Below are 21,171 nucleotides of genomic sequence, written 5' to 3'. Positions count from 1 at the left end.
AAAGGCAATAAAGACGTAAACATTTTTCACAAACGCAACAATCGCTTAACAATCTATCCGTCAGCGTATTATAAAACCTATTGTTTTGCGTTTCAAAAGCGGCTGTTTTGCGATGCAAAACAGCCGCTTTCGCAACGTAAAATTGAAATTATCATATTCCTTTAGAATTATCTTTACAAGATATTCGGTATATCGTCAGTTTCATAAAGCAGTGAAACAAATTTTATGCACTACCTTTTTTTACCGATTTAAATATTTTCTTTGTACATTTGCAACACATAAAAACAATTGCAATGAAATACCTACAAATAACATTCAAGGTTAATCCGGACACCGAATTAGTACGCGAACTCTTGGTAGCAATGGCAGGTGAAGCCGGTTGCGACTCGTTTTCTGAGGAAGAAGATATGGTAAAAGGATATTGTCTTGAAGATGCTTTCGACGAACAAACATTGAAAGAAGGCATTTCCAACTTTATTCTACCCGATACTAAAATAGAATATAAGGTGGAACAAGCCGAAGACAAGAATTGGAACGAAGAATGGGAAAAGGAAGGATTTGCTCCTATTATCATCAACGACAGCTGCGTTATTTGCAATGTGAAAAAAGAAAATCCGTGGGCGTTGATAGAGAATGCGGAAAGCAATAACCCTTTAATTATAAGGATAGACCCTAAGCAGGCATTTGGTTCGGGCACACACGAAACCACACAAATGATTGTTGCCCAATTGTTGGATATGGATTTGAAAGGGAAAAACGTATTGGATTGCGGCTGTGGAACGGGCATCTTGTCGATAGTAGCAGCCAAATGCGGTGCAAGAAAGGTTTGCGGATACGACATTGACGAATGGAGTGTGAGAAACACAGCAGAGAATGCTGCAACCAACAACGTAGTACTTGAAGTAAAAGAAGGTAACAAACAGGTTATAAACGACTTCAACGAGAAGTTCGATGTGGTTATTGCGAATATAAACCGCAACATATTGCTTGCCGATATGCCTGCTTTTGTAGAAGCAATGAAGCCTCAAGCAACCTTAATCTTAAGCGGTTTCTACGAAGAGGACGTTGCTTTGTTGGAAGAAAAAGCCGTTAGTCTTGGACTGAAAAAGAGTCAATGCCAAGCGAATCACTCTTGGACGTGTTTGATATTTCATCGGAATTAGGTTCGGGAATGAGCAGTTGGGTCAGGTTATAGTAAGAGCCGTTAAAGATATTAAGGTCTACATAGCCTTTTATGCCGGGAAGTTTTCCGGCATCGGTATGTTGCCAAAAGAGCCATTTGCCGGGATATTCCATCTTGTCCACATAGTAATGGGCAATCCAGTAAGGATAATCGTCGAAGCGAGAATCGGACAAATATTGGTCTTTAAATTTATAATAGGTGTAAATAATAGGCTTTACATGGAACTTATCTTCTATAATGTGCAACCATGTAAGAATGTTTTGCTGAAACTCTTCCGTGCTAATGTCGGTTGGTTTCGTCTCTATATCCAGTACCGGGGGCAAGTCGCCCGGCTCTAAAGGTGTCATGGCCAAATAGAAATAAGCCTGACGACGAGGCGAAGATTTATTGCTCCAGAAATGGTAAGCACCACGAATAAGCCCCGCTTCTTTTGCATTAACGAAATTTGCACGGAAATTTCTGTCTACATGACTATCGCCTTCGGTAGACTTCATAAAGACAAAACGCAGCGACGACTGCTCTATGAGCGCATTGCGAAGTCGCCCCCAATTCACATTGCCTTGGTGATGGCTAATATCTATGCCGTGTATTTCATAGCCGGCGGGATATTCGGGGTCGCCATAAATGGCTCGCCAGCGAAATCCTGACGGAGCTACCAAAAACAAATAAAGCAAAGAACAATAAGTCAAGGCAATGGATATGCCTCCAATCCACCACGCCCATTTAGGCATTTCACGCATTTTTTTGCGGAATTGGCTGATTGTTTTGAACATATCCATTGCCTTATTTTAATGCCATTGCTTCTTGTTTAATAAACGAAAACTTCCTTACCTTGTTCCAATGCCAATGTCCGCGTTGTTTGGTCGCAAACATCTGACGGTCCCCAATACTGAACAGGACCCGGGTAAATATAGCTTGTTTCCTTTGCCCACTTACTGCGTAACTTCACAAATTCCTTGAAAGGTGCTCCTTCAAGGTCTACCAATGCTTTGCGAATAACGGGCTTCAATTCTCCATTACGGCGTTCGATGTTCATCATCATCGTGATAGGCACACCTCCCGCAATCCAGTTTTCTGCCTTTTCGGTTGTGTTCTTAACAATTGCCATATAGCCCGTTTTTCCGTTAGCAATAAGCTGAACTGCTGACGTTCCGAGCGAATAGCAATAATCTGCATCGAAATTCGATGGAGCAGCGCAACGTCCTTCATAGCCCAAGAAGTGGTGTAAAGCAGCAAAGCTACCGTTGTATTTACCTTGTTTAGCCCACTTGTTCAACTTCATTGCCACCATATCAGAGATAAGTCTCTCGGTCTCTATGAGCGACACTTGTACGTTTCCGTGTGGGTCTCTATCGAGCGACAATTGGCGCGCAACACCTTCCGGGAGAGTTTCGAATGTGGCTTTATTTCCCTCTGACAGATGTTCAATGATGTAAGCTCGTTGTGCATCAATATCAAGGTCTTTATAATCGTTGCCGTGTTCTGCCAACAAATCGTTGAGTTCTTCAATGAGTCTGCCAATCGCGGGAATAAACTCGATAAGTCCTTCAGGTATCAACACCACGCCATAGTTGCGTCCGTCATGTGCACGACGGGCAACTACACTTGCTATATCTTCAATAATATCGTTCAACGACAAGTCCTTTGCCTCTATTTCTTCAGAAATCAAGCAGATATTAGGCTGTGTTTGCAAAGCACATTCAAGCGCAATGTGGGAAGCTGAACGTCCCATCAACTTAATGAAGTGCCAGTACTTGCGTGCTGAATTACAGTCGCGTGCAATGTTTCCAATCAGTTCAGAATAAGTCTTGGTAGCTGTATCAAAACCAAACGACGTCTCTATTTGGTCGTTCTTCAAGTCGCCATCAATTGTTTTTGGACAACCGATAACTTGTATTCCGTACTTTTTAGCTGCATAATACTCTGCGAGTACACAAGCGTTTGTATTTGAGTCGTCGCCACCTACTATTACAAGTGCCTTTATATCGAGCTCTCGAATTATCTCCAATCCTTTCTCAAATTGCTCTTCTTTCTCCAATTTGGTGCGTCCGGAGCCTATCAAATCAAAACCACCCGTATTTCTATATTTGTTGATAAGTACTTCCGTAATTTCAATATAATTGTGGTCTACCAAGCCACCGGGTCCCATAAGGAAACCAAACAGACGGTTTTCAGGCTTAATTTCTTCAGTTCATCGTACAAACCGGAAATCACATTGTGCCCGCCCGGAGCTTGTCCACCCGACAAAATCACTCCTACATTTATTCTAACAGGGGCTTGTTTCTCAGCCGGCACGAATTCAACAAGAGGCATACCATACGTATTTGGAAATAATTTCTTTATCTCGTCGTGGTTATCTACACTTTGGGTAGGTTCTCCTTCTTTAATCTTTACAGCACCTTTAAGAGCCTTCGGTAGTTTCGGCTGGTAGCTTGCTCGTTCCTTTTGCAAAGCACTCGTTTCCATACTCTAATCTTTTTAAACGTTATTTTTGAAACAATCTATATTATTGATGCAAAAGTAATGTTTTAAAATGACAATTAGGAACAAATAATGGTAAAATAAACAAATAACACTAATTTTCTTGATACATATTTGTTTTTGCTGTTTTTTTATATTATCTTTGACTCATCAAAGCGAATTTAAGGAAAGATAATTCTACAAAAAAATGGGAAATAGAAGAAATTTAAAGCACACAATAAACAATATTTGTGGCGATTTATTTACAGAAGCCATAGCTGCATCGCTCTATGGCGACAATGTGAACAAAGAAAATATAGAAGCCCTTTTGACTTCTATCGTTCTTTTGCGCAATAATTATGTAGGTCGCATTTCACACGTTGAACCGGGAATGAAGGCAAAAGACTATTTCAAAGATTTGAGAGAGAAGTTCGATGCAGAAGCAAATGAAATAATTGACCAAATCTGCAACTTAGTATAATATGCTTAAAGAACTTGCTTCATGGCTTCTTTACAAGCGCATGAAATGGAAAAAGGAAGTAACGATCGACCTCCCCGATAAGTTTATTATCTGCCTTGCACCACACACCAGCAACCGGGACTTCCTTATCGGGCAGCTCTACAGCAGGGCTGAAGGTATAAAGAGCAACTTCTTAATGAAGAAAGAGTGGTTCTTTTGGCCGTTGGGAGTGTTGTTTAAAAGAATGGGGGGCATACCTGTTTTCAGAAGCAAGCATACAAGTATGACCGACCAATTAGCGGAACATGCGGTAAAAGCAACATCTTTTGGATTGTGTATTACTCCGGAAGGAACACGTTCGTTAAACCCCGAATGGAAGAAAGGTTTTTACTATATAGCATTAAAAGCTAATATTCCTATCCTTCTTTATGGATTGGACTACGAAAAAAAGACCATCGTATGCACCCAATCTATTGTGCCAAGTGGAGATATTGAGGAGGATATGAAAACTATTAAACTGTATTTTAAAGACTTCAAAGGCAAACACCCGGAGTTGTTTACCATAGGAGAAGTAAAAGAATGATGAAGAAACTTTTGACTCTCATACTGTGTGCCACATTTATTTGGAACGGATTTGCCCAAACAAATAAAGCTGTATGGGGAAAGTCTGAATATAAAGGAAAGCCATGGGTGGAGAACATTTCTCGTCCAAACACTATAACAGACGGATTGAATGGCAAACATTTTTCAATTTGGTCATCGCATGGTCGTTATTACGATGCGAATAAAGGAGTTTGGAAATGGCAACGCCTAATCTTTTCGGCACAACAGAAGACTTATATACACAAACCATTGTAATACCCTACCTTTTTCCTATGCTGGAGAATGCAGGTGCTGTTGTTGTTTCGCCTCGTGAGCGCGACTGGCAAAAACAGGAAGTTATAGTAGATAACGACAATCCAAAAACGAATGGTAAAACTACTTATCAAGAAGTAAACAATAAAAAGAAATGGGGAGCTGCTATTGGTTCAGGCTTCGCATTCCATCAAGGGACATACGCAGACGGCGAAAATCCATTCGTAGCAGGCTCTGCTCGCCAAATAAAATCAAGGAAACGAAACAGCAAACTTAGTCATATTTCCTATCAGCCCATTATTCCCGAAGATGGAAACTATGCTGTTTATGTAAGCTACAAAACTGTAAAGAAGAGTGTGGACGACGCCGAATATATTGTTTTTCATAAAGGACAAGAAACCCGTTTCCGCGTAAACCAACAAATGGGAGGCGGCACTTGGGTGTACCTCGGCACATTTGCATTCGACAAAGGTTGCAATATCTACAACTGTGTAGTACTGACCAACCACAGCAAACGCAGAGGCTTTGTTACCGCAGATGCTGTCCGCTTTGGTGGAGGTATGGGAAACATTGTTCGAGGAGGGCAAGTCAGTGGCTTGCCCCGCACGCTCGAGGGAGCAAGATACTACACGCAATGGGCCGGTGCACCTCGCAATATCGTCAGCAAAAGTAACGGAGCGAACGATTACAACGACGATATAAACACACGTTCGCTTTATACAAACTGGCTTGCGGGCGGTTCTTCCTACATTCCTAACAAGGAAGGACTGAAAGTTCCAATAGAATTGACTTTGGGTGTGCATAGCGATGCCGGTGTGAAAGCCGACGGAACTACAGTCGGAACATTATCTATTTGTACTACGCAACAAGGAAATCCCACATTGGGAACAGGGCTTTCGCGCAATGCTTCTCAAGTTTTTGCCAACCAACTCTTAACAAATGCGAAGCGAGACATAGAAGGTACATTCAAGAAAGTGTGGAACACACGCGGCGTAAAAGACGCTAATTACAGCGAAACCCGCTTACCCGAAGTTCCATCGGCAATTATAGAGACACTTTCGCATCAGAATTTTGGTGATATGAGGTTAGGGCAAGACCCTAATTTCAAGTTCACGCTGGCACGTTCCATCTATAAAAGCATTCTCCGCTACACGGCATCGCTTCATAAAAAACCATATATCGTCCAGCCATTAGCCCCCGATAACTTTAGAATAGAATATGTTTCAAAAGACAAGGTGCGCTTGAAATGGAACGGGGTGAACGACCCTTTAGAACCAACAGCAAAGCCTACATCGTACAATGTATATATGGCAACGGGCACAAGCGGTTTCGATAACGGTGTGAATGTAAACGGTAATTCATACGAAATAACATTAGAACCGAACGTATTATACAACTTCAGGGTTACAGCGTGCAACCACGGAGGAGAAAGTTTCCCAACAGAAGTACTGTCGGCATACCATAAAGAAGGCGCAAAACAGACTATCTTGATAGTGAATGGCTTCCATCGCCTTTCCTCACCCGCCATTATCGATAACGATACCGAGCAGGGGTTCAACCTCGAAGCTGACCCGGGGGTAAGCTACGGCATAACTGCGGGGTGGAATGGCAGGCAGAGTAATTTCGATAGAACGCAGTTTGGCAAGGAAGGTCCTTCGGCTTTAGGATTTGGAGGCGACGAACTTGCAGGGCAATTCATAGCAGGCAACAGTTTCGATTATGTGAGAACGCACGCCGAAGCCATTGCAACCGGTGGCAAATATAACATTGTGAGTTGCTCAAGCAAAGCGATTGAAAGCGGCTACGTCAAACTTGAAAAGTATGCTCTCGTAGACTTGGCGTTGGGATTAGAGAAAAACGACGGGCACAGCCTTTACTTTTACAAGGCTCTCCGCCCTAATATGCAAACCCAAATAGCAAACTATCTGAGCCGTGGCGGCAGAATTTTTGCAAACGGTGCATATCTTGCAACCGATATGACGAGCAGCAACGAACAGGAATGGCTTGCCAAATTCTTTAAGGTTTCAGCTGCGGGAAGCAACCAAAACAATTACAATGCTACCGTCAATGGCTTAGGTTTACAATTCGATATATACAGAACTATGAACGAACAGCATTATGGTGCTTATTCGCCCGACATACTTCAACCTTCAGGTTCTGCATTCAGCGTAATGACGTATGCCGACAACACGAGCGCAGCAGTAGCCTATAAAGGTACCGACTTCCGTACCTTCGTCATGGCTTTTCCATTCGAATGTATCAAGAACAGAGAGGTACGCAATAGGATTATGCGGGGCATCATCGCCTACTTGTTGAATTAACAAGGCGGAAATACCGAAGTTGAACATAAATAAAAACGAAGGATTATGCACAAAATTCAAGCAAACACATCTGGTACAAGAACTATAGAGGTTAGCAATACGCACCTTGCAACCTTACAAAAATATTCGTTGCTATCCAATCTTATCGACTCTAACGGAGTGGTAGACGAAGTTGTGCTCGACAAACTGAAACTGAATGTACGCAGTTTGTTGGAATCAGAGGCAGGAAAAGACAAAAAACTGCTCGACCTATGCTTAGATGTGATTTACCATCAGAATATGAAAGCATTGGGGTTGAAGAACCTTGTAGACCTTTACAAACAATATAGCAAAGAACAGAAGTCTGACGAACAACCCCCAAAAGAGTCAATCGAAGGAAGCACATCATAGGGACTTTCCGACCCACTTTTTAGGTGTTCAGAAAAATATGACGTCATTTTCAAGCAAATATGACGTCATATTTGACCAAATATGACATCATATTTTTTATTCTGCCCTATCATATAGAATTATCGTACACATTTTAACGTGTTCTCCATAGGGCAAAAAGAAATTTAAATAGAGGTAACATAATTTGAGCAACAATAAACCAACAAGAAGGCAAAACAAAGCGACACAAGTCCAAAACACAAAGCCTTTGCGAAAGGATTCAAGCACAGGAGAACAAAAGAACAAGGAGCACGAAGTTCGAACGACAACCTCACGCTTTATGCTCACCGACTTTCTGCCTACCACGAAGAAAGAGGTGGAGCTAAGAAAATGGAATGAATTAGACGTCATTCTGTTTTCTGCCGATGCCTATATCGACCACCCGGCCTTTGGTGCTGCCGTTATCGGGCGCACCTTGGAAGCCGCAGGCTACCGCGTTGCCATTGTGCCGCAGCCCGATTGGCACGGCGATTTCCGAGACTTCAAGAAGTTAGGGCGTCCACGTTTATACTTTGGCATTTCTGCCGGTGCAATGGATTCAATGGTAAACAAGTACACCGCCAATAAACGTTTACGCTCTGAAGACGCCTATTCACCCGACGGACGCCACGACCTGCGTCCCGAATACCCTTCCATAGTGTATTCAAAAATCCTTCGACAACTTTATCCCGACGTGCCCATCGTATTGGGCGGCATCGAAGCATCGTTGCGCCGACTGAGCCATTACGACTACTGGAAAGACAGCCTTCGCAAGAGTGTGCTATGCGATTCGGGTGCCGACGTCATTATTTATGGCATGGGCGAAAAGCAAATCGTAAGCATTGCACAGGCATTAGAGAACGGCAGAAACATAAAGGACATTAAAGAAATACCGCAAACAGCCTATCTTTGCAAGAAAGCAGATATACCGGGAGGCATCACGGCAGACGACATTGTGCTGCACTCGCACGAAGAATGCTTGCACAACAAGAAGTTTCAGTCGGAAAACTTCAGACATATTGAAGAAGAATCGAACAAGAAACACGCTCAACGCATTTTGCAGGAAGTAGACGGACAATACATCGTGGTGAACCCTCCCTACCCCACAATGAGCACGGCGGAGGTAGATGCGGCTTACGATTTGCCTTACACACGAGAGCCGCACCCCAAATACAAGGGCAAGGTGATACCTGCCTACGAAATGATTAAGTTCAGTGTGAACATTCACCGAGGCTGTTTTGGTGGTTGCGCATTCTGCACCATATCGGCTCATCAAGGTAAGTTCATTGCAAGCCGCTCGAAGGAAAGTATTCTGAAAGAGGTGAAACAGGTGATACAGATGCCCGGTTTCAAAGGCTATCTGTCAGACTTAGGCGGACCTTCTGCCAATATGTACGGTATGGAAGGAAAGAACCAAAAGGCTTGCGAACATTGCAAACGACCCAGTTGCATACACCCCGAAATATGTCCGAACCTGAACACAGACCATTCCAAACTGCTCGAAATTTACAGAGCAGTAGATGCGCTGCCCGGCATTAAGAAAAGTTTTATTGGCTCGGGGGTGCGCTACGACTTGCTGCTGCACGATAGCAAAGACGAGAAAGCCAATCAATCGACACGCGAATATACACGCGAATTGATTAAGAACCACGTAAGCGGGCGACTTAAAATTGCACCGGAACACACGTCAGACCGTGTTCTGCAACTTATGCGCAAACCTTCGTTCAAGCAGTTTTACCAATTCAAACGCATATTCGACAGGATAAACAAGGAAGAAAACCTGCGCCAGCAGATTATTCCCTACTTTATTTCATCGCACCCCGGCTGCAAGGAAGAAGATATGGCAGAGCTTGCGGTAATAACAAAAGACCTTGACTTTCACTTGGAACAGGTGCAAGACTTCACGCCGACGCCTATGACGGTTTCCACCGAAGCGTGGTATTCGGGCTACGACCCCTACACGCTTGAACCCATATTCTCGGCAAAGACCCCTCGCGAGAAGCTGGCGCAACGCCAATTCTTCTTTTGGTACAAACCCGAAGAACGGAAAAACATTGAACGCGAACTGAAACGGATAGGCAGAAACGACCTTATAGGGAAACTGTACGACAACAAACCTTTCCACGGAAGGGTGAACTACGACCCTAAAGCCATAGGAAGTAACCCGGCTGACGACAGGAAAAATCGCCGAAAACCGCCGCACAAGCAAAACGAGAATTGGAACAAGGGGAAGAAAAACAGAAGATAAATAAAAGAAAAATGCTGTTTGTTTCAGTACAAACAGGCATACTACAATAGAGTATAAAGACAATGAAGGAATTTGAAACTTATGTTTTCGACTTGGACGGTACACTCCTCGAAACATTGAAAGACTTAGCTGCAAGTACCAACTACGCTTTACGAACACACAATATGCCCGAACATTCGATAGAAGATGTTAGAATGTTTGTGGGCAACGGCGTAAAAAAACTAATGGAAAGAGCAATCCCAAACGGCATCGAAAATCCACAGTTCGAAGACGTTTACGCTACCTTTCGCCAACATTATCTTGAGCACAACCTCGACACCACCAAGCCCTACGAGGGTATTCCCGAACTGCTTGCCGAGCTGAAAGCACGCGGAAAGAAACTCGCCATCGTGAGCAACAAGTTTTATGCAGCCACACAAGAACTTGCCCGACACTTCTTTCCCGACACCATCGAAGTGGCTATTGGCGAGCGGGAAGACATTAAGAAGAAGCCTGCACCCGACACAGTGATAGAAGCCTTGCGCCAATTAGGAGCATCGAAAGAAACTGCAGTGTATATTGGCGACAGCGATGTGGACATTATGACTGCCAAAAACTGCAATATGCCTTGCGCCAGCGTGCTATGGGGATTTCGCGACAAGAAGTTTCTAACCGAGCACGGTGCAGCTTTCTTCGTTGAAAAACCTTGCCAACTACTTCCCGATTAATACATCATCAGGAAGATTTTATTCATTTATACCCTCCTTTTTTCTTGCCAAAAAGGAGGGTATTTTCTTTTGTTTTCTTCGAACTGCTGAATTTTCTACGTGTATGGAAGAAATTACTTACATGTAAATAAATTCTTCCATACACGTAAAAAAATATTTATTTACACGTAAATAATTTCAGAAACATATTGTAAAACGATACAGAGTATTAGAATATGAAATATAAAAGCTCTGACTGTCAGACAACTAACAAGTGCAAACAGAATATAAAATCTCGGACTGCGTAAAAGCGATACAAAAGGAGAATATTCATAAACCTATACGGGCGTAAAGCGAAAGAGAAATGTATGTTCTGCTTATATATTAAAAAGGAAAAGAGGATATGCCAAAAACTCATTTTCAGCATATCCTCTTTGGGGGTGCATTGCACATCTATAAAATCTAAAACTTAGAAATCATCATCAGTAATATCTTCCGCTTGTATATCTAAATCTTCGGGATTGGCATCGAAAGTAGTTCTGTAGCTTTCTTCTATGAACTTATCGTCGTCGAACGAATCATCATCGTTGTCGTCGTCATTGTCTTTTGGGAAATCCTCATCATCGTCGTTATCGTCAAATTCACTCTTACTTGCGACAGGCATTTGCATATCCATATCGGCGAAATCCACATCAATATCGCCGGGTATATCGGCTATCTCCTTTACGAAAATAGCTTCTGTCCAGCCGCCTTTGTCTATTTCAAGCACCTCGTAACCTTCGGCAACCTTCTTTTCGTACAAACCTCCGCTCTTCTTCAAACGGGCAGTTGGCAGCGTTGTTGTAGTTACTTCAAATGCACCGAGAATAATGTCTTGAACATTTTTGTCCAGACTTTCCCAACCGCCGCCGAAGTTTCCTTCAAGCACGTCTATGATTTTCCTTGCCGAAATACGGTGTATGTTGTCCTTTGTAAGGTCAGAGATGCGGTTGATAGGCTTTTTCTTTATCGCCCATTTCACAACCGTGCTGTCGTCTAACTTGATTTGTCCAATCTTGTAGCCGCGTTCCTCGTACTTGGCAATGACTTCAGGTCTGTCCGTTTTCACTTCTTCGAGGGTAAAAGCACTCTTGATAACATCAAGATAATGGTTTTCATTATCTTTCAAATCAGCATCGCGCTCAGCCTGACTCCATAAGCGAAACACATCGTTCTCCTGTATATCCCAGACGGTAGACTTTGTTAAATTCTTTAATGAAAGTGATTTTCCTTGTCGCTTCATATTCTTTTTATTAACAATACAATTTATAGATAGTGGTGCAAAAGTAAATACTAAAAACTGAACTTGCAAGAAAATTATAGTAAAAATAAATCTGCAACGAAAAAACAAGCAAAGTGGTTGGAATAATGAAATAGATTTCTTAACTTTGCATATACACATTTACATCGTACGGAATGGAACCATTAGCAGAAAGAATGCGCCCCCATACGCTCGACGAGTATGTCGGACAAAGCCATTTGGTGGGCAAAGGTGCCGTCTTGAGGAATATGATAGACTCAGGGCGCATTGCTTCGTTCATTCTGTGGGGTCCTCCGGGAGTGGGGAAAACAACATTGGCGCAGATTATTGCCAATAAGCTCGAAACCCCATTCTACACGCTATCCGCCATAGCAAGCGGCGTAAAAGATGTGCGTAACGTGATAGAGAGAGCCAAGAACGGTCGCTTTTTCAACTCGCCATCGCCTATCTTGTTCATCGACGAGATACACCGATTTTCCAAATCGCAACAAGATTCGCTGCTCGGAGCTGTTGAAAAAGGAATCGTTACACTCATTGGAGCAACTACCGAAAACCCCTCTTTTGAGGTTATCAGACCATTGCTGTCAAGATGTCAGGTATATGTGCTCAAGAGTTTGGATAAAGACGAACTCCTAAAACTGCTCAATCACGCCATTACGAACGATGTATATTTAAAGGAAAAAAACATACAACTGAAGGAAACCGAAGCACTGTTGCGATACAGTGGCGGCGATGCAAGAAAGCTGTTGAACATTCTTGAACTTACGATAGAAGCATCGGAGAAAGGCGACGAAGTAGTTATCACAAACGAAAGTGTTGTAGCGTGCTTGCAGCAAAATCCTTTAGCATACGATAAAGACGGCGAAATGCACTACGACATCATCTCCGCATTTATCAAATCGATTCGTGGAAGCGACCCCGATGCTGCACTCTATTGGTTGGCAAGAATGATAGAAGGAGGCGAAGACCCACAGTTCATCGCCCGCAGACTGCTCATCAGCGCATCGGAAGATATTGGATTGGCAAATCCAAACGCACTTCTGCTGGCAAACGCAGCCTTCGATACCGTAACGAAAATCGGTTGGCCGGAAGCCCGAATAGCCTTGGCAGAAGCAACAGTGTATCTTGCCGTATCGCCAAAAAGCAATTCTGCCTACCTCGGAATAGACGCCGCATTGGCAGAAGTGCGCACAAGTGGCAACCAACCCGTTCCGCTCCCGCTTCGCAATGCGCCAACAAAGCTGATGGCGTCGTTGGGGTATCACGACGGATACAAGTATCCGCACGACTTTCCGGGACATTTTATTGAACAACAATATATGCCCGATTCGCTTACCGACAAGCGTTTTTGGCATGCACAACATTCCCCGCAAGAAGACAAACACTATCAATGGATGGTGCAGTGTTGGGGAGATAGATATAAAAAATAAAAGATATGAAAATTGTAGATTTAGACGGTTATGCAGCCAATCCCGGTGATATATCATGGGACGGCGTAAAGGAATTAGGAGAGTTTGTATTCTACGACAACTCTGAAAAGCATCAAATTATAGAAAGAGCTAAGGATGCGGAAATCGTTCTTGTCAATAAAATCAATATGACAAGGGAGATTATAGAACAGTTACCTAAACTAAAATATATCGGCGAATTGGCTACCGGCTACAACAACATCGACTTGCAGGCAGCTAAAGACCACGGTATCATCGTAACAAACATACCTGCTTACAGCACCGACAGCGTTACACAGTTTGTTTTCGCCCACTTGCTGAATGTAGCAACCCACGCCGACCACTACGCTTGTGAAACACGCAAAGGTGTTTGGAGTGCCAAGAAGTCGTTCTGCTATTGGGACGAACCTCTCTTCGAACTTGCCGGAAAGACGCTGGGTATCGTCGGATTGGGCAACATTGGTGCAAAGGTGGCATGGGTCGGACACATGTTAGGTATGGACATTTCAGCCTATACAAGCAAAAACAGTAGCGATTTGCCTGAGTGGATTCGCAAAACCACATTGGAAGGACTGTATCATACCGCCGACATTATTACGCTCCATTGCCCACTAACAAAGGAGAATACACACATGATTAACAAAGACGTATTGGCACAAATGCGTCCGGGAACAATATTGATAAATACAGGGCGTGGTGCACTTATCGACGAAGAAGCCGTAGCTTCCGCACTGAAGAAGAAACATCTTAAAGCATATTGTGCCGACGTTATGGAGCAAGAACCTCCGCATAAAGACAATCCTCTGTTGAAACTGCCAAACGCTTACATCACACCACACATCGCGTGGGCTACATTAGAAGCACGACAGAGATTAATGGACATTTGCGTTGAAAATATCAAGGCATTTATTGAAGGCAATCCTCAAAATGTTGTGAACAAATAAATCCATCTCTATTAGAATAAAAAATCAATAATGACATTCAACGACCCACAGTTCGCCGGTACACTTTTAGAACTCATAGAAGGTTTAGGAACACTTGCTTTCGCCATTTCAGGTATAAGGCATGCCGCTGAAAAACATTTCGACTGGTTTGGCGGATATGTATGCGGCATCGCTGTAGCCATAGGTGGCGGAACCATTCGCGACACCATGCTGGGCGTCAGACCTTTTTGGACAACCGACATTCGCTATCTGCTTGTTACCATGCTTGCCCTGTTACTCACCGTAGTACTTAGGAAACGCATGAAGAAATTGAACAATGCTTGGTTCGTCTTCGACACCTTGGGCTTGGCATTCTTCACCATTGCAGGTATACAAAAGACCTTATCGTTTGACCACCCGTTTTGGGTTGCCATCATAATGGGCTGCATTACCGGAGTTGCCGGTGGCGTAATTCGCGATGTATTGTTAAACAATGTGCCGGTTATCTTTCATAAAGAGATATACGCCATCGCAAGCGTTGCAGGCGGTTTACTCTATTGGGGGCTGCTATCATTGAACTGTGGCATAACTTTCACGGTTATTGCAACTTTTTTATTGATTATCATAATTCGCTTTATAGCTGTATATTACCACGTCCAACTGCCCACTTTACACGATGAAAGCTAACTTCTTTCAAAAAAATATTGTGAAAAAGTTTGGTGGTAACAATAAAAACTTGTACCTTTGCACTCGCAATTAAGGAACAACACTAAAGTTCTAAAAAGGCAACCATAAAAAGAATGGTTCCGTAGCTCAACTGAATAGAGCATCTGACTACGGATCAGAAGGTTGTGGGTTTGAATCCCGCCGGAATCACAAAAGAGTTTAGATGTAACAATCTAAACTCTTTTTTTATTTTTACGTTATAAAAACGCCCCATATAGGGGCTCAGCGGATTTTCGGGCACAGTAGGAAAAAGGTGGAGATTATGCATATAGCTTTGTAATTCTGAATAGAAAAAATCTTTTGTCAGCTACTCCTCTAAGGTTAGCCCTGAATAGCTTAATCTTTGAATTGAAAGATTCTGCAGAGGCATTGGACGACCTGTTGTTGTAGAAGTTGAGAATTTCTATTCTTTTGTTCTGCTACAAAGTTAGGACATAATTGCTGCAACTAAGTTGCAAAGTTATCCTGAACATTGAAATAATCTTAGCATCTCTCTTAGTTAATTATACACAAACAGAAGTCTTGATTGTTAAAAAATAAGCGTGAAGCAATGGCAGGAAGGGCGATTTTACGAACAAAAGAAATATTATTCGCAAATAAGCGCGGCATTCGTGTCATAGGTTTGAGAAAACGGAAACGATTTTATCGAAAAATAATGACGTTTTTATTGTTTCACGATTCTATTTCAACGATTTTACTCAAGTTTTTGAATTAAACATTTATATATACTTTTTAAGATTTCAATTAAACATTACACAAGACTTGCTTGGAATAAAAATAGTGCTTAACTTTGTAATATTAAAACATAAAGAATATGAGAATAGAACATTTAGCTATTTGGGCAGACGACATAGAATTGCTCCGCAGCTTCTATATGAGATATTTCGGTATGCAGTCAAATGAGATGTACACCAACGAGAAGAAAGGATTTCGTTCCTATTTCCTTTCATGGAAAGGTGAGCATAGTCGTATAGAAATTATGAGTCAAGCCGCAAAATAAAATCTTTGCCCAATAAAATGAAGGGGTTGGCTCACTTCGCTATCTCACTGGGTAGTGAGGAACGAGTTATACAACTCACCGAGCAGCTTCGGAAAGATGGCTATGAAGTATTTTCAGAACCTCGCCGCACAGGTGATGGATACTTCGAATCGGCTATTGCCGACCCCGAGGGAAACTATGTTGAACTAACTGTATAAAAAACAAAAATATAAAAGATTTCCAAGGATACTTACTCTTCAGCAGACTTGGTGGCGAACCACCAACGCTACAGATGTTACAAGTTGGAAACATATAGCAACTGACGAAGATGGTAAGAAACTAATTCTTTAACATACGTGCCCCTCGATAAATAACCATCGGGAGGAGCTTTTTACATACAATAAGAAAAAATAAAGTCCGTTATTCTTAAAAGCAAATAAATATGGAAGTATCAATGTACGAAGTACTTACAAATAGTCCTTTCTTCAATGGATTAACTGCCAAGGAAATTAAAGAGCTATTGCAAACAGTAAATTATAAAATAGTGGAATATCCTGCCAAGGAGATTTACACGCTTGCCGGTATGCCTTGTAAGTATGCCGATTTCATTCTCAAAGGCGAACTGATTTCGCGTATGACAGGTTTATCGGGCAAACAAGTACAGATAGACCGTCTGAAGGCTTGTGTCCTGATAGCTCCGGCTTTTATTTTCGCAAAGAACAATGCCATGCCCGTGAGTGTAGAAACCGCACAGCACACTACCATTATGCGCATGATGCCATCGGAACTTAAACATCTGATAGATACCAACGAGCGCATACGTATGAATTTCATTCAGCTTCTCTCGTCTATTGATGTCTTCCTCACCCAGAAACTTCGTATGCTCTCCCTTTTCACAGTCCGCGAAAAGGTGGCTTACTTCTTGATGAAAGCAGCCAAAGAACAACAAAGCCGCACCATAAAACTCAGCAATAGTCGTCAGGAAATAGCCGACACATTCGGTATTCAGAAGTTCTCGTTGTTGCGATGCCTCTCCGAATTTGAAGATAATGGTGCCATTAAAATAGATGGAAAGCAGATAACTATTCTCAATTCGGATAAAATGAAATAAGTTTCAACCGAATGCTATCAAGATTCACAATCAAATAAACCTATATAATAAAACACTGCCAATGGTAACATTAATACCATTGGCAGTGTTTTATTTTTGTCTTATTTCCCTTTCCTTGTAATAAATAAATGTACTTTCTCGGTGCTTCACTTTTACTGCATATTATAAGTATGCACGCTCACACCCTGTGCAGATGGCAGATAGTTTATACCCCACCAACACATTTGCAGGAGAACAAAGTTGATGATAAGTATCCACATAGCCACCTCCAAGTTGCAATTCTTGCGCAAACGATAATGAATATAAGTAAGATAAGCCAACCAAGTGGCAGCTGCCCAAGTTTCTTTAGGGTCCCACGACCAATAATGTCCCCATGCTTCTTTTGCCCAAAGAGCACCTGTAAGCATTCCCAACGAGAGGAATGCCCAACCTATATAAACAAGGTTGTCTGTTATATCGAGTTCCTTGTAGGTTACTATCCTGCTTTTCTTGAAGAACAACAGATAGACAGCCATTACAAAGGCACCACCCAAAAGGGCGTAAGCGAACATATAAATAATGACGTGTGGTGCAAACCAAGGGCTTTGCAATGCTGGCATAAGAGTCTTGCTATGGATTTCCGGTTTCAGAATATTGAAGCAAATGAAAACCAGAGAAAGCACTGTGGAAAACGACAACAGCCACTTGTAATCCCAACGACTGTAAACAATGATACCTGCTAATGGCAGAAAGAAAGAATACCACAAACGTGTTTCCCCCATAGTACGCATCGGAGGGCGGTCGAGAGCAATCCACATAATGAGGATATAACTGAAAAATACCGCCAATCCAAGTATCGTAGCACTGTAAGCCACTATCTTCTTGTCTTTCCATGCTGCATAAGCACCTGTTCCCCAAAGCAACACAGCTGCTAAAGCAAAATATATAAAGTAATTCCAAAATGCTATCATTTCTTATCTCCCTCCTTCTTATATTTATTACGACCTGCTGTGATAAACATGAGAACTGCACCTATGAGCAACAAGTAGATGCCCACATAAGTGGCAGGCAGCCAAGGGTCGGATACGAGTTCATACACGCTGAGTGTGCTCCACTTTCCTTGTTCCTTATTGAAATCAAGCTGATAAATCTTCCATGAACCAACCGAGAATGGCTTGTTTACCTCAATATGCGCCTGAATGGCATTACCTTCTTGGGTGTAGATGTTTACATCTGACGCATAACGTAATGGTTCGCGAGCCGACATTGCAATTTCAGTCTTATCGTCAAGTTTTAAACTCGACATCGGGAACATATAACTTCCCGAACTTACCCAGCCTTTCTTCACGGTACTGCCCTTCTGTGCCTTGATTAGAATGGCTGTAGCAGCACCTTTCCCCTTATACTCAACAAATCCACCGGCATTGATACGCATTCCTAAATCGTCCATTTTCATCATCTGCATCATCTGTGCCGGCATTCCTTTCATCATCTTGAGCATACTTACAGGCATGGCGTCCTCTATGTATTTCTCCACTGTGATATTCCAACCTATCAGTTCTTCGGAAGTGAAATCTTGCTCAACAACAATATTCTGCGGCTTATCTTTGGGCAGTGCCTTACCGGTCTTGCTATCGAATATTGCCAATTTTGGAGGATATTCGTCAATGGTGAACTTCTGCAATTCTATGGCAAGTGGCAACTCGTGTACCTCCTGATTGTCATCAATTCCACGCCATTCGGGTTTACCCTCTTCGCAATACATCTTGAGACGCTGCATATCGGCAGAACCTAATGTACCGCAAGTTACGAAAATAAACAGTCCCAAGTGGCTGATGAGCGAAGGGATAAATCGCTTTTGGAAGTGCATGAGTTGTTGAATACCCACCTCTGCCACTATTACAATGTTCCAAAGATAGATGAGAACGAAGGGCCAAAAGCTGAGCATACGGGTAAGTCCGACAGGATCAACTGCAGGGCGTCCCTCAGGAACTTGGCGACTTAAACCCATGATAATTGTAAGCAGAGAGGCTGCAGCAAGTGCCGGCACTGCCGCCTCGACCTGCGTCATAAATCGGAAAAGATATACTTTAGACCGAAAAACATAGAACAGTCCTAACGCCACTATGAGTATTGACAGTACAATAATATTGGCCGGCCACATAAAGACAACCCATTCCACAGAACCTATAGAAACTTGTAATAGGGCTCCTGTAATCAGAAGCCCTGCACTTATAGCAAATCCCTCGCGGTATTTCCAAGGTTTATTCCACATTTTTTATATGTTTATGTCTATTTTTAGATGTGTATCTCCAATGTATCTGATGTGAGTTCGATGAACTTAAAATGATGTGAAACCATCTTTCGGATAGCTGTTGAAATTGCAACAAGATTGCAGCAATTGTCGTAACGGAGTTACGGCAGTTGTAGTAACGGAGTTACGACAATCATAGCAACGGAGTTACGGCAACTGTCGCTGCAGAGTATCGGTAAACACGGCTGTTCCGACACCGTGAATACCGATATTTCTATGCTTGAAACGCAATGACTTGCGTGTATTGATAAATTCGTCGAATTCACCTTGTTTACATTTCTTTTGTAATAAATCTGCCATTCTTCTTGGCTGTCTTCACCCATTGAGGAACTACATTATCAATAAAGTTCTTCTTCTGAGCCTTGAGTTTCTTCATATCAAGACCGATGTAGCTTTGAGCTTTATCTTTAGTAGAAATGTCAGGCATCGGAACTTCCTTGCTGTAACCATGGCGAGCCAGTACACGAGCAATATCAATACGTGCCGTCTGTGCATAGTTGAGAGCTACACCCAGCAGGCGAGTAACTTCCTGTGGTGCGTGGAAGCTGGCACCATGACTTGCTACTGCATAGTCCCAACGCCACTGGCTTTTGCGCAGTGCTGTCAATATTGGTTCCATTTCCTTGGCTGTTGCACCCTTCTCCCAAGCAAACTTAGCTCGATATGTGCACGAGCCAATTCCTTCTCTACGCGGTTGCGAATATCAAATACTTTCTCCTGACGCTCATATACGTTCTGACGCAATGTTTCTTCGCTTTGACGGTGGCAGGTCTGACAGGTGCGGCTGATATTTGCCAATGGTGATGTGATGTGATGACTGGTGTACTTTATACCACCTTCTTGAATATAAGGCATGTGGCAATCAGCACAACTTAACCCACGTTGAGCATGAATGCCCTGCTTGAATAACTCGTAACCCGGGTGCTGAGCTTTCAGAACCTTAGTCTTAGATAGTGGGTGTATATAATCGTAAAAACCGATAGAGTCGTAATATTCCTCAGCTGCCTCGCAAGTGAGTCCCTTATCTTGTGGGAACTTGAGGTAGTTACCGTTGTCCTTTTCAAAGTAATACTCAACGTGGCATTGTGCACAAACCAATGAACGCATCTCTTGGTGGCTTGCCTTTCTCACGTCCTTACCGGCACGTTGCCAAGCCTCATAAAGAGCAGGACGAGCAGGTCTCAAATCCATATTGCGAGCATCGTGGCAGTCAGAGCAACCTACGGAATTCATTACCTCATTGCCCCATTGGCTCCATTTTGCAGCATAGAAGGCGTTCTTGCCTTTCTCGCGCATCAAGCGAGGAACATCAGGACCTTTGCAAGTCCAGCAAGTACCGACTGTATATCTTCCTGACCGTCCACACCCGGCGAACCCGTACGCAAAATCTTGCGCAAATCCTCAACCGCATGACGATGCCCACGAGGAGTGTTGTACTCGCGAGAGAAAGCATAACCGGCCCACAGAATAACCATTTCAGGGCGTTGTGCCAATACATCAACCTCTTGCGAAGAGTTGTACTTACTTACAAAAGAAGTGTCCTCGGTCATTGCCCAAGTCTGATATTCCTTGGGGAAATCCTCAGCAAACTTCTCATTCTGACTCACAATTGAGTCGGTCATCACTGTTCGGCGATTGTTGAACACCGAGGCAACTTCTGCGCGACGCTCCAATAGAGAAGAACAAAGCATGCCCAAAAGGAAGATGATAACCATTGCTCCGCCGAAGAGCAACCATCCTTGCCATTTCTTTAACTGTTTAGCCATATTG

Annotated in this window: 17 protein-coding genes, 1 tRNA gene and 4 pseudogenes; 14 read left to right on the top strand and 8 right to left on the bottom strand. The window is 42.8% G+C overall.

Annotated elements, in window-relative coordinates; translation table 11 throughout:
• Nucleotides 1-293: 293 nt before the first annotated feature.
• Nucleotides 294-1,163 carry a 50S ribosomal protein L11 methyltransferase gene (prmA, locus tag JCM15124_RS01805; protein ID WP_024998044.1) on the top strand — a complete coding sequence of 290 codons (870 nt, stop codon included), beginning with the start codon at nt 294-296 and terminating at the stop codon, nt 1,161-1,163.
• On the opposite strand, the gene JCM15124_RS01800 is transcribed toward prmA, so the two are convergent.
• Both JCM15124_RS01800 and JCM15124_RS12875 read right to left on the bottom strand, forming a co-directional pair.
• Nucleotides 1,090-1,962, bottom strand: a complete 873-nt coding sequence (locus JCM15124_RS01800) for a glycoside hydrolase family 25 protein (protein ID WP_024998043.1) — start codon at nt 1,960-1,962, stop codon at nt 1,090-1,092. The two genes, prmA and JCM15124_RS01800, sit on opposite strands and share 74 nt — an antisense overlap.
• A 29-nt stretch (nt 1,963-1,991) precedes the next feature.
• Nucleotides 1,992-3,649: pseudogene (locus tag JCM15124_RS12875) on the bottom strand (diphosphate--fructose-6-phosphate 1-phosphotransferase).
• 202 nt (nt 3,650-3,851) lie between these two features.
• Here JCM15124_RS12875 and JCM15124_RS01790 point away from each other — a divergent pair.
• The 6 genes and pseudogenes from JCM15124_RS01790 (at nt 3,852) to JCM15124_RS01765 (ending at nt 10,642) form a co-directional block, all read left to right on the top strand.
• The gene (locus JCM15124_RS01790; RefSeq protein WP_024998042.1) at nt 3,852-4,124 is read left to right on the top strand and encodes a hypothetical protein; all 273 of its coding nucleotides are present in this window, start codon (nt 3,852-3,854) and stop codon (nt 4,122-4,124) included.
• 1 nt (nt 4,125) lies between these two features.
• Nucleotides 4,126-4,686, top strand: a complete 561-nt coding sequence (locus JCM15124_RS01785; protein ID WP_024998041.1) for a 1-acyl-sn-glycerol-3-phosphate acyltransferase — start codon at nt 4,126-4,128, stop codon at nt 4,684-4,686.
• Nucleotides 4,683-7,279 (top strand): annotated as a pseudogene (locus tag JCM15124_RS12870) (golvesin C-terminal-like domain-containing protein). The gene JCM15124_RS01785 and the pseudogene JCM15124_RS12870 overlap by 4 nt, the downstream one beginning before the upstream one ends.
• Nucleotides 7,280-7,324: 45 nt before the next feature.
• The gene (locus tag JCM15124_RS01775) at nt 7,325-7,669 is read left to right on the top strand and encodes a DUF8442 family protein (RefSeq protein WP_024998040.1); all 345 of its coding nucleotides are present in this window, start codon (nt 7,325-7,327) and stop codon (nt 7,667-7,669) included.
• Between the two features lie 184 nt (nt 7,670-7,853).
• The gene (locus JCM15124_RS01770; RefSeq protein WP_024998039.1) at nt 7,854-9,935 is read left to right on the top strand and encodes a YgiQ family radical SAM protein; all 2,082 of its coding nucleotides are present in this window, start codon (nt 7,854-7,856) and stop codon (nt 9,933-9,935) included.
• Between the two features lie 62 nt (nt 9,936-9,997).
• Nucleotides 9,998-10,642 (top strand): HAD family hydrolase, encoded by a 645-nt coding sequence (locus tag JCM15124_RS01765; protein ID WP_024998038.1) that lies wholly within the window; start codon nt 9,998-10,000, stop codon nt 10,640-10,642.
• 448 nt (nt 10,643-11,090) lie between these two features.
• Here the strand turns inward: JCM15124_RS01765 and JCM15124_RS01760 are convergent, their stop codons facing one another.
• The gene (locus JCM15124_RS01760) at nt 11,091-11,903 is read right to left on the bottom strand and encodes a hypothetical protein (RefSeq protein WP_024998037.1); all 813 of its coding nucleotides are present in this window, start codon (nt 11,901-11,903) and stop codon (nt 11,091-11,093) included.
• A gap of 173 nt (nt 11,904-12,076) precedes the next feature.
• Between JCM15124_RS01760 and JCM15124_RS01755 the strand changes: the two genes are divergently transcribed.
• The 4 genes from JCM15124_RS01755 to JCM15124_RS01740 all read left to right on the top strand — a co-directional run bounded on the left by JCM15124_RS01755 (nt 12,077) and on the right by JCM15124_RS01740 (nt 15,168).
• Nucleotides 12,077-13,351, top strand: coding sequence for a replication-associated recombination protein A (locus tag JCM15124_RS01755; RefSeq protein ID WP_024998036.1), 1,275 nt, complete (start codon nt 12,077-12,079; stop codon nt 13,349-13,351).
• Nucleotides 13,352-13,356: 5 nt separating this feature from the next.
• Nucleotides 13,357-14,313 (top strand): D-2-hydroxyacid dehydrogenase, encoded by a 957-nt coding sequence (locus tag JCM15124_RS01750; protein ID WP_024998035.1) that lies wholly within the window; start codon nt 13,357-13,359, stop codon nt 14,311-14,313.
• Nucleotides 14,314-14,343: 30 nt separating this feature from the next.
• Nucleotides 14,344-14,979 carry a trimeric intracellular cation channel family protein gene (locus JCM15124_RS01745; RefSeq protein WP_024998034.1) on the top strand — a complete coding sequence of 212 codons (636 nt, stop codon included), beginning with the start codon at nt 14,344-14,346 and terminating at the stop codon, nt 14,977-14,979.
• Between the two features lie 115 nt (nt 14,980-15,094).
• Nucleotides 15,095-15,168 (top strand) — tRNA-Arg (locus tag JCM15124_RS01740).
• 110 nt (nt 15,169-15,278) lie between these two features.
• Here the strand turns inward: JCM15124_RS01740 and JCM15124_RS14765 are convergent.
• A pseudogene (locus tag JCM15124_RS14765) lies at nt 15,279-15,422 on the bottom strand (transposase); the annotation flags it as partial.
• 410 nt (nt 15,423-15,832) lie between these two features.
• On the opposite strand from JCM15124_RS14765, the gene JCM15124_RS17055 reads away from it, so the two are divergent.
• From JCM15124_RS17055 to JCM15124_RS01730, 3 genes are all read left to right on the top strand, one after another.
• Nucleotides 15,833-16,018, top strand: a complete 186-nt coding sequence (locus tag JCM15124_RS17055) for a VOC family protein (protein WP_306303121.1) — start codon at nt 15,833-15,835, stop codon at nt 16,016-16,018.
• A gap of 17 nt (nt 16,019-16,035) precedes the next feature.
• Complete coding sequence (locus JCM15124_RS17050; protein WP_306303120.1) at nt 16,036-16,215, top strand: VOC family protein; 180 nt, start codon at nt 16,036-16,038, stop codon at nt 16,213-16,215.
• A 224-nt stretch (nt 16,216-16,439) separates the two neighbouring features.
• The gene (locus tag JCM15124_RS01730; RefSeq protein ID WP_024998033.1) at nt 16,440-17,108 is read left to right on the top strand and encodes a Crp/Fnr family transcriptional regulator; all 669 of its coding nucleotides are present in this window, start codon (nt 16,440-16,442) and stop codon (nt 17,106-17,108) included.
• A 152-nt stretch (nt 17,109-17,260) separates the two neighbouring features.
• Here the strand turns inward: JCM15124_RS01730 and ccsA are convergent, their stop codons facing one another.
• From ccsA to nrfA, 4 genes and pseudogenes are all read right to left on the bottom strand, one after another.
• Nucleotides 17,261-18,058, bottom strand: a complete 798-nt coding sequence (gene ccsA / locus JCM15124_RS01725; protein WP_024998032.1) for a cytochrome c biogenesis protein CcsA — start codon at nt 18,056-18,058, stop codon at nt 17,261-17,263.
• Nucleotides 18,055-19,362, bottom strand: a complete 1,308-nt coding sequence (locus tag JCM15124_RS01720; RefSeq protein ID WP_024998031.1) for a cytochrome c biogenesis ResB family protein — start codon at nt 19,360-19,362, stop codon at nt 18,055-18,057. Before JCM15124_RS01720 ends, ccsA begins: the two co-directional genes overlap by 4 nt.
• Nucleotides 19,363-19,548: 186 nt before the next feature.
• Nucleotides 19,549-19,701, bottom strand: a complete 153-nt coding sequence (locus JCM15124_RS15690) for a hypothetical protein (RefSeq protein WP_156930598.1) — start codon at nt 19,699-19,701, stop codon at nt 19,549-19,551.
• Nucleotides 19,673-21,167: pseudogene (gene nrfA, locus JCM15124_RS12860) on the bottom strand (ammonia-forming cytochrome c nitrite reductase). Before nrfA ends, JCM15124_RS15690 begins: the two are co-directional and overlap by 29 nt.
• Between the last annotated feature and the right edge of the window lie 4 nt (nt 21,168-21,171).

Origin of the sequence: Prevotella falsenii DSM 22864 = JCM 15124, from assembly GCF_000613945.1 — a bacterium.
In the GTDB taxonomy this organism is placed as follows: Bacteria; Bacteroidota; Bacteroidia; order Bacteroidales; family Bacteroidaceae; genus Prevotella; species Prevotella falsenii.
Note: the sequence above shows the minus strand (reverse complement) of the source record. Positions and strands in the feature narration are given on the sequence as shown.

Coding starts and splice junctions, on each gene's coding strand:
- ccsA (WP_024998032.1), bottom strand. CDS start 18,058: ATGATAGCATTTTGGAATTACTTTATATATTTTGCTTTAGCAGCTGTG.
- JCM15124_RS01755 (WP_024998036.1), top strand. CDS start 12,077: ATGGAACCATTAGCAGAAAGAATGCGCCCCCATACGCTCGACGAGTAT.
- JCM15124_RS01765 (WP_024998038.1), top strand. CDS start 9,998: ATGAAGGAATTTGAAACTTATGTTTTCGACTTGGACGGTACACTCCTC.
- JCM15124_RS17050 (WP_306303120.1), top strand. CDS start 16,036: ATGAAGGGGTTGGCTCACTTCGCTATCTCACTGGGTAGTGAGGAACGA.
- JCM15124_RS01750 (WP_024998035.1), top strand. CDS start 13,357: ATGAAAATTGTAGATTTAGACGGTTATGCAGCCAATCCCGGTGATATA.
- JCM15124_RS01790 (WP_024998042.1), top strand. CDS start 3,852: ATGGGAAATAGAAGAAATTTAAAGCACACAATAAACAATATTTGTGGC.
- JCM15124_RS01720 (WP_024998031.1), bottom strand. CDS start 19,362: ATGTGGAATAAACCTTGGAAATACCGCGAGGGATTTGCTATAAGTGCA.
- prmA (WP_024998044.1), top strand. CDS start 294: ATGAAATACCTACAAATAACATTCAAGGTTAATCCGGACACCGAATTA.
- JCM15124_RS01730 (WP_024998033.1), top strand. CDS start 16,440: ATGGAAGTATCAATGTACGAAGTACTTACAAATAGTCCTTTCTTCAAT.
- JCM15124_RS01745 (WP_024998034.1), top strand. CDS start 14,344: ATGACATTCAACGACCCACAGTTCGCCGGTACACTTTTAGAACTCATA.
- JCM15124_RS01760 (WP_024998037.1), bottom strand. CDS start 11,903: ATGAAGCGACAAGGAAAATCACTTTCATTAAAGAATTTAACAAAGTCT.
- JCM15124_RS01775 (WP_024998040.1), top strand. CDS start 7,325: ATGCACAAAATTCAAGCAAACACATCTGGTACAAGAACTATAGAGGTT.
- JCM15124_RS01785 (WP_024998041.1), top strand. CDS start 4,126: ATGCTTAAAGAACTTGCTTCATGGCTTCTTTACAAGCGCATGAAATGG.
- JCM15124_RS17055 (WP_306303121.1), top strand. CDS start 15,833: ATGAGAATAGAACATTTAGCTATTTGGGCAGACGACATAGAATTGCTC.
- JCM15124_RS15690 (WP_156930598.1), bottom strand. CDS start 19,701: ATGGCAGATTTATTACAAAAGAAATGTAAACAAGGTGAATTCGACGAA.
- JCM15124_RS01800 (WP_024998043.1), bottom strand. CDS start 1,962: ATGGATATGTTCAAAACAATCAGCCAATTCCGCAAAAAAATGCGTGAA.